We start from the raw sequence: 7891 nt of genomic DNA on the forward strand, positions 1-7891 counted from the left end.
CCCTCGCGGACTGGATCGCCACCCGCGGCTACTCCACCAGCTGACCACCAACCAACCGACAAAGGCCGGCCCCACCCGGGGCCGGCCCTCGTCGTGCTCCGCGGCCGGACGGGTGCGGGCGGGGGGCCGGACCGGTAGTCTGAGCCACCGTGACCGGTTACCTGGGCTCCTACGCGATGCTCGGGCTCCTGCTCCTCGCCAGCCTGCTCTTCTTCGTGACGGCCTTCTCGGCCAACCGGGTGCTGCGTCCCGCCCGCCCCGCCGAGCCACCTGGTAAGCGCGCTACCTACGAGTGCGGGATGGACCCGGTGGGCGGTGACTGGGCCCAAGCCCAGATCCGTTACTACGTGTACGCCTACCTGTACGTGTTGTTCGCAGTCGAGGCGGTGTTTCTCTTCCCCTGGGCCGTGATCTTCAACCGGCGCGGCTACGGGCTGGTCACCGTCGTGGAGATGGCGATCTTCGTGGCGGTGCTGGCGCTGGGCATCCTCTACGCGTGGCGGAAGAACATCCTGCGCTGGACCTGACCGCTCGGCCACGCCGGGCCGACCGGGCCGACCCTGGCCACCCGCGCGGGCCCAGCGGTGGTGCGCTACGCCAGGCCGCGCCGGGTGGACGCGGGTGGGCGGTCTCCCCGGATGGCGGCCACCATGTCCAGGACCCGGCGGGTCGCCTGGACCTGGTGCGCCCGGAACACCCGGGCGCCCAGCCAGGCGGAGATAGCGGTGGCGGCGAGGGTGCCCTCCAGGCGTTCGACGGCCGGGAGGTCCAGGGTCTCGCCGATGAAGTCCTTGTTCGACAGGGCAACCAGCAGCGGCCAGCCGGTCCCGGCGAGTTCGTCGAGCCGGCGGGTGAGCTCCAGGGAGTGGTGGGTGTTCTTACCGAAGTCGTGGGCCGGATCGATCAGAATGCCGTCGGGCCGTACCCCCAGCGACACCGCCCGCTCGGCGAGGCCGGTTACGGTCGCCACTACGTCTGCCAGCACGTCGTCGTACGCGACCCGGTGCGGCCGGGTGCGCGGCGTCAGCCCGCCCGCGTGGGAGCAGAGCAGCCCGGCGCCGGTCTCCGCCGCGACCTGAGCCAGCGCCGGATCGGTACCGGACCACGTGTCGTTCAACAGGTCCGCACCGGCGGCCACCGCCGCCACGGCTACCTCGGCACGCCAGGTGTCGATCGAGATGACCACGTCGGGGAAGGCGGCGCGGACTGCGGCGATGGTGGCCACGGTCCGGCGGATCTCCTCGGCCACGTCGACCTCGGCACCGGGACCGGCCTTGACCCCGCCGATGTCGATGATGTCCGCGCCCTCGGCGACAGCGCGTTCCACCGCGCGTAGCGCGCTCTCCTGCCCGAAGGTCGCGCCCCGGTCGAAGAACGAGTCCGGGGTGCGGTTGATGATCGCCATGACTCCGAGCTCACCTGGGCCGAAGGTTCGCCGGCCGAGCCGCAGTGCGTCCGCCATCCCGCCTCCCGAGGGTGTCGCCGGACCTCCCGGCCGTCATGACGCTAGTCGGTGGTCACCGACTCGGCCGGACCGGCGGTCGATTCGCCTGCTCACCGGGGATCCGGGGTGGTGGGGTCGCCCCGCCCCGGTTGACGTGCCACGATTTGGTGCATGGGTCAGGTTCTGCTCCTGTTGGTCGCGGCGCTCACCGTCGCGGCAGTGGTCTTCGGTGTGGCGGTGTTGGTCACCGGTCGGGATTCGGGTCTGGTGCCGGCGGAGCCGGACGGGGCGGCGGTACCCCTGCCCAGCACCCGCCCGCTGCGGGAGTCCGATGTTGGTCAGGTGCGGTTCGATACCGCGTTGCGTGGGTACCGCATGGCTCAGGTCGACCAGGCGATGCGCCGGGCGGCGTACGACATCGGCTACAAGACGGAGCTGATCGGAGTGCTGGAGGCAGAGGTCACCGCGTTGCGTGAGGGGCGCAATGCCGATGCGGAGGCGCTCCTGCGTGCCCGCGAGCAGGCGGTCGGAGCGCACCCCGGGGGCACCGGCGACCCGTCCGGTGGCGCAGCGCAGCGGTCCCGACCGCACACCGGCGAGGCCGCTGACGAGCCGGCGGAGGAGGCCCGCTCCGGCGGCGAGGCCAAGCCAGATCCCGAAGCTCGGTCTGGTGACGGGACCCGGTCAGATTCCGCGACGGGTTCCGGCGGTGAGGTCGCGGGCGAGTCGGTGGACGGCACCCGATCGGCGGACGACACCCGGCCGGCGGGCGTAGCCGACTCGACCGCTCGGTCGGAGTCGGTGTGACGGCGGGGGAGGGCGCCGAGGAGCGGACCGCGCCGGACGGCGCTGACCTGCGCCCGGTGGCGCAGCCGGGGGCCGCCGAGGTTACCGCCGCGGTGATCGTTGACGCGTCGGCCGAGCAGGTCTTCGCGGCGCTCGTCTCCTGGGAACGACAGGGCGAATGGATTCCCTTCACCAAGGTCCGGGTGGTCGAGGGCGATGGTGGCGAGGGCAGCCTGGTCGAGGCGGTCACCGCGGTTGGGCCGGCCACCCTCCGCGACGAGATGCGGGTGGTCCGGGTGGACGCACCGTACGAGGTGCGGGTGGTCCACTGCGGGAAGCTGCTGCGCGGCCCCGGCGTGCTGCGGTGCACCCCGCTGGCCGGAGAGCGGACCCAGGTCGTCTGGCACGAGTGGTTCCAGCTGCCCGGCGGGGCGGCTGGGCGGGTCGTGTGGCCCTTCCTGTGGCCCGGCTCGAAGGTTGGGCTGACGCAGGCCCTCCGGCGCTTCGGGCGGCGGGTGGAGCAGGGCCGTCTTCCCTGATCCACCCGTCCGGCCGGGCGCGGTCGGGGTGTCGGTGAGGTGTCGTAGCGTTGACGCGTGACTGACCTCGTGATCGGTACTGATGGTTCGTCCCGCTGTGCCTGGGGGGCGGGCACGCCCGACTACGCCGTCTACCACGACACCGAGTGGGGCCGCCCGCTGCACGGCGACGACGCCCTCTACGAGCGGATGACGCTGGAGGCGTTCCAGTCCGGGCTGTCGTGGCTGACCATCCTGCGGAAGCGGGCCGCGTTTCGGGAGGCGTTTGACGGGTTCCGGATCGAGTCGGTAGCAGCCTTCTCCGCGGCGGACATCGCCCGGCTGCTCGATGACACCGGCATTGTCCGCAACCGGGCCAAGATCGAGGCGGCAATCTCCAACGCGCAGGTCGCGTTGGAACTTCCGGTCGGCCTCTCCGCCCTGCTCTGGTCGTTCGCGCCGCCACCACGACGGGAACGGCCGGCCTCATTCGCACAGGTGCCGGCGCTGACCGCGGAGTCCACCACGATGGCGAAGGCGTTGAAGAAGCGCGGCTTCCGGTTTGTCGGCCCGACCACCGCCTACGCGCTGATGCAGGCCACCGGCATGGTTGACGACCATCTCGTTGGTTGCCACGTGCCGGCTGGCGATGGCGACGTGATGGGATGGAGTGCATGACGACCGACACCGCGGACCGGACCGGCCGGACGACCCGTACCGACGGCGCGGGCACCTGGGCCGTGCTGCTGCCGCCGGGGCGGTACGAGGCCGAGCGGCTCGTGCACCATGACACGCTCGAGCTGATCGCTGCCGAGGGAGCTCGGCCGCGCCCCGGCGATCGGGTAGCGGTGCTTACCGACGCGCCGTCGAGGCTGGTCGCGCTGGGTCAGGTCACCGACATCGGCGACCTGCTTCCGGATGGCCCGCCCGCGGAGCGGGCCGAGCCGCGGCTGGTGATCACGTACACCCGACGGTCTTTCGACACCCCGGTGTTGGCCGATGCCCTGACGGTCGACGGGCCGGTCACGCCGCTGGAACCGACGGCGTTCCAGGCGCTGGCCGACCAACTCGGCCCGCCTCCGCCACGGCAGCCCTGGATGGTCAGTCTCAACCTGCCGATCGAGGCCGTGTCATCGGCGGAGGCGGTCCGGGAGTTCTGGGCCTACGTGCAGGAGCTGGGCCCCCGTGAGCTACCCGCATTCGTCTGGCCGTCCGGCGACGAGCTGGCCATGCAGGCGTTCGTCCTCGGCGAGGAGGCCAACCAGGACCCGGAGGAGGACGACTGACCGGGGGGCGGACCCCCGGGCGTCGTCAGCGGCCCTCGAAGACCGGCTTCTGCTTGGCGACGAAGGCCATGGTGGCGGACCGGTGGTCGGCGGTGGCGCCGCAGATCGACTGAGCCTGCGCCTCGGCGGCCAGGGCGTCGGCGAGCGTGCCGGCGTCGGCGATGGAGAGCTGCCTTTTGATCGCCCCGTACGCGATGGTCGGGCCAGCCGCCAACCGGGCGGCCAACTCCTGCGCCACCGGTAGCACCTCCTCGTCGGTCGCGACCAGCCGGTTGAGCAGGCCGAGCTGGTGTGCCTCCGCCGCCCGTACCGGCTCGGCGAGCATCAGCAGCTCGACGGCCTTGGCGTGGCCGACGAGCCGGGGCAGCGTCCACGAGGCGCCGGTGTCGGCGGCGAGTCCAACCTTGGCGAAGGCCATGAGGAAGCTGGTGGAGGGTCCACCGACCCGGATGTCGGCGAGGAAGGCCAGCGAGGCACCCGCCCCGGCGGCCATGCCACTCACGGCGGCGACGACGGGTTTGGGAAGGCCCGCCAGCCGGGCGGCGATCGGGTTGTAGTGCGTTCCCACGGTGTCCAGTGGGTTACCCTCGCTGGACTCCAGCGTCCGCACGTGCTCGCGTAGGTCCTGACCGGCGCTGAACGAACCGCCCGACCCGGCCAGCACCACCGCTCGGCAGCTTCGGTCGCTCTCCAACTCGGTCAGGGCGTCCCGGAACGCCTCCTTCAGCGCCGAGTCGAGCGCGTTCATGGCCGTGGGGCGGTTCAGGGTGAGGGTGATGACGGCGTCGGTGCGGTCGATGAGGAGTGGCTCGGTCACGGTGTCAATGACCCTTCTGTCCAGTGATGTGGTTACCGGTGTCGAGACAGGCCTCGACGTAGCGGTCGGCGGCCGGCCGTAGCCGGGCCGCGTGGCGGTCGAAGAAGCTGCCCGCGGCGGTGCCCGGCCAACGCTCGGGGAGCAGCGCCGGCGGCAGCTGCGGGTCCCGGAACAGGAAGGTGCGCCAGGCGTGCACGAGGCGAAACCGGGCGGCGTACGCCTCCTCGTCGGGACTGCGTACGGTAACCCCGCCGAGTAGCGCCCGCTGTTCGGCGACGAACTGCTCGTATGCCCGGCCGATCTCGGCCAGGTCCCAGGCGCGGCGGACGACGCCCATCGCGCCCGGTGTGCCGGCCACGTGCGCGGCGGTGAACCGCTCGTAGTGCACCCCCGCCTCGTCGAGGAGCAGGTCAACATCCTCGCCCGGTCGGGTGGCCACCCATGTGCACTCGTCGAGCGTGCCGTAACCGAGGAAGCTCAGGTTCGCGGCGAGGCGCTGGCGTTCCCGGCGGGTGGTTGGGGCCGCCACGACGAGCAGGTCGAAGCGCCCGTCCCAGCCGGCTTTGCCAGTGCGGTAGATCCGCGTGGCCGCCTCGTCCAACCGACGGGCGGCTTTCGGGGTGATCGCGTATCCGGGTCCGGTGGCCATCCGGAGGGGTTCGAGCCAGCCCTGGCGCACCATCCGGGAGACCGCCGTCCGTACTGCTGGCGGTGCGATGCCCAGTGGTGCCAGCAGCTTGACCAGAGCAGCGACCTGCGCCCGGCCACCTCGGGGCCGGAGGTGGTCACCGTACAGGTCGAAGAGTGCCGACCGTGCCTGCATGACCGCACATTGTGACAGGCCTTCTCGGGATAAGCTAGGTTCTGTTACATCAATACTGCCTCGGTTTGGGTCCGGCGGTGTTCATCAGGGAAAATCGTTGGTCGACACCCCGGTGAAGGTTGCGGGTGGTCGTGGCGAAGTGGCTGTGGGGCAACCCACCGACCCTGGTTCAGGTCTGAGGGGAGACAACATGGCGGCGATGAAGCCGCGGACGGGCGACGGTCCGCTGGAAGTCACCAAGGAGGGCCGTGGCATCGTCATGCGAGTCCCGCTGGAGGGCGGTGGCCGGCTCGTCGTCGAGATGACTCCGGACGAGGCCAACGCGCTAGGTGACGCGCTGAGGGCGGCTGCCGGCTGAGTACGGACCGTCCGCGCCTCGCGTGGACGGTCCATCCGCCTCCTGATCCACCGGCGTGCGAACGCCGGTGGATCAGGAGGCGTGCTGAAGCGGGACGGCGAGGCGGTGGCCGCCCGGGATTCCGGGCGGCCACCGCCGGTCGCCGACTGACCCCATCGTGCTGCCCCGGCAGTCGCTTTGCGGATTTTTCTCCTGTCCTGCGGAGGTTGCTCCGCAGGCTCTTCCTGGAAGGTACGGCGTCGCGTGCTCGCCATCCGTCTACTCGCCGAGCCTGAGCGGCTCGATGTCCTGGCCCTACCCGTCCGACCTGCTGCCGAGGCGGAACCATCAGCTCAGCTGGTGCCCGTCGCGGTGGCCCTGCCGGACGGAGTTGCCGACGAACTCGCCGCACTGCTGCCGGTCGCGGGACTGGGCGGCGATGCCGGCCAGACCTGGAACCAGATCCGACCTGCACGGGTGCCGGCCCGCCTGTTTCCGTTCGGCATCGGGGCCGGGGACGAGGTGGCCTGGCGGACGGCCGGGGCCGCTCTCGCCCGAGCGGCGGCCGACGCGGAGCACGTCACGCTCCCGCTACCGGCCGCTGCCACCCCGGCGGCCGTACGGGGGCTGGTGGAGGGGCTGCTGCTGGCGTCGTACCGGTTCCGGCTCGGTGCCGACAAGTCCGCACCCGCCCTGGCCGCGGTTGACCTGGTGGCGTCGGATCCGGCGGAGTACGCCGACGTGGTCGCCAGCGCCCGCACCACCGCGGAGATGACCCGACTCGCCCGCGACCTGGTGAACATGCCCTCGTCGGTGAAGAACCCGGAATGGTTCGCCGGGCAGGTGGCCGACGCCGCGGCTGGCGTGCCCGACCTGCACCTGCGGGTCCGGGAACCGGCTGAGCTGGCTGCCGAGGGCTTCGGCGGGATCGTCGCGGTGGGCACCGGCTCCGCCAGCGGTCCCCGGCTGGTCGAGCTGGACTGGCGGCCGGCCGGGGCGCGGATGCACGTCGTGCTGGTGGGCAAGGGGATCACCTTCGACACCGGGGGAATCTCGATCAAACCCCGGGCCGGCATGAAGCTCATGCGCAAGGACATGGCCGGTGCTGCGGCGGTGGTGGCGGCCACGCTGGGGGCGGCCATGCAGCGGCTGCCGGTCCGGGTCACCACCCTCGCCCCGCTGGCCGAGAACATGGTCAGCGGTGCCGCGTTCCGGCCGGGTGACATCATCCGCCACTACGGCGGCGTGACCAGCGAGACCACCAACTCCGACGCCGAGGGCCGGCTGGTCCTCGCCGATGCGCTCGCCTACGCCGTACGGGAACACCAGCCCGACCTGGTCGTCGATCTGGCCACGCTGACCGGTGCGAACGCGGTGGCGCTGGGCAAGCGCACCGCCGCCCTGTACAGCGAGGACGACCGCCTCGCCGGGGACCTGTTGGCGGCGGTCCACGCGGCCGGTGAAGCGGCGTGGCGGTTGCCGCTGCCGACCGACTACGTCGACTACCTCCGCAGCGACCTCGCCGATCTGTACAGTGCGCCGGCCCAGGGCGCCGGATCGGTGGTGGCGGCACTCTACCTGCGCGAGTTCCTCGGCGAGCTGCGGGACCGATGGGTGCATGTCGACATGTCGGCGCCGTCCTGGTCGGAAGGGGCGGACGCGGAGTTGACCCCGGGCGCCACCGGCTGGGGCGTCCGTTCGCTCCTGCGCTGGCTGGACACGCTCGGCTGACGTGCTCGGCTCCGGACGGTTGGGCGGCCGGCCCTGCCCGGTCGGCGTCTGGTTGCCTAGTACTGCAACCCGGTGTTGCGACTTGAGTCGTGCTGGCTCGTTGACTGGTCGTGCTGGGTGGTGAGGTGCTTGACGAGTGGCAGGCGGGG

Annotated in this window: 10 protein-coding genes; 7 read left to right on the forward strand and 3 right to left on the reverse strand. The window is 71.8% G+C overall.

Annotation, left to right across the window (positions count from 1 at the left end):
* Positions 1–149: 149 nt before the first annotated feature.
* Entirely contained in the window at positions 150–527 is a 378-nt protein-coding gene (gene ndhC, locus K228_RS0123345; protein ID WP_025620561.1) for an NADH-quinone oxidoreductase subunit A, read from the forward strand.
* Positions 528–592: 65 nt separating this feature from the next.
* Here the strand turns inward: ndhC and folP are convergent, their stop codons facing one another.
* Positions 593–1462, reverse strand: a complete 870-nt coding sequence (folP, locus tag K228_RS0123350; protein WP_025620562.1) for a dihydropteroate synthase — start codon at positions 1460–1462, stop codon at positions 593–595.
* A gap of 153 nt (positions 1463–1615) precedes the next feature.
* On the opposite strand from folP, the gene K228_RS0123355 reads away from it, so the two are divergent.
* Genes K228_RS0123355 through K228_RS0123370 form a run of 4 tightly spaced genes read left to right on the forward strand, consistent with a single transcriptional unit; the run spans position 1616 to position 4034 of the window.
* On the forward strand, positions 1616–2251 hold the full coding sequence (locus tag K228_RS0123355; RefSeq protein ID WP_025620563.1) for a DivIVA domain-containing protein: 636 nt from the start codon (positions 1616–1618) through the stop codon (positions 2249–2251).
* Positions 2248–2769, forward strand: a complete 522-nt coding sequence (locus tag K228_RS0123360) for an SRPBCC family protein (RefSeq protein ID WP_025620564.1) — start codon at positions 2248–2250, stop codon at positions 2767–2769. The genes K228_RS0123355 and K228_RS0123360 overlap by 4 nt, the downstream gene beginning before the upstream one ends.
* Positions 2770–2826: 57 nt before the next feature.
* A complete protein-coding gene (locus K228_RS0123365) occupies positions 2827–3426 on the forward strand; it encodes a DNA-3-methyladenine glycosylase I (RefSeq protein WP_025620565.1) in 600 nt (199 codons plus the stop codon).
* On the forward strand, positions 3423–4034 hold the full coding sequence (locus K228_RS0123370; protein WP_025620566.1) for a hypothetical protein: 612 nt from the start codon (positions 3423–3425) through the stop codon (positions 4032–4034). The genes K228_RS0123365 and K228_RS0123370 overlap by 4 nt, the downstream gene beginning before the upstream one ends.
* Positions 4035–4059: 25 nt before the next feature.
* On the opposite strand, the gene K228_RS0123375 is transcribed toward K228_RS0123370, so the two are convergent.
* Positions 4060–4851: an enoyl-CoA hydratase-related protein gene (locus K228_RS0123375; protein ID WP_025620567.1), complete on the reverse strand. Its 792-nt coding sequence runs from the start codon at positions 4849–4851 to the stop codon at positions 4060–4062.
* A gap of 4 nt (positions 4852–4855) precedes the next feature.
* Complete coding sequence (locus tag K228_RS0123380; protein WP_025620568.1) at positions 4856–5674, reverse strand: PaaX family transcriptional regulator; 819 nt, start codon at positions 5672–5674, stop codon at positions 4856–4858.
* A 190-nt stretch (positions 5675–5864) separates the two neighbouring features.
* Here K228_RS0123380 and K228_RS27830 point away from each other — a divergent pair, with 190 nt between their 5' ends.
* Together K228_RS27830 and K228_RS0123390 are read left to right on the forward strand one after the other, a co-directional pair.
* Positions 5865–6032, forward strand: a complete 168-nt coding sequence (locus tag K228_RS27830) for a DUF3117 domain-containing protein (protein WP_011904620.1) — start codon at positions 5865–5867, stop codon at positions 6030–6032.
* Between the two features lie 243 nt (positions 6033–6275).
* Positions 6276–7742, forward strand: a complete 1467-nt coding sequence (locus K228_RS0123390; protein WP_025620569.1) for a leucyl aminopeptidase family protein — start codon at positions 6276–6278, stop codon at positions 7740–7742.
* Positions 7743–7891 lie beyond the last annotated feature (149 nt).

This window comes from Salinispora cortesiana (assembly GCF_000484695.1).
GTDB lineage: Bacteria > Actinomycetota > Actinomycetes > Mycobacteriales > Micromonosporaceae > Micromonospora > Micromonospora cortesiana.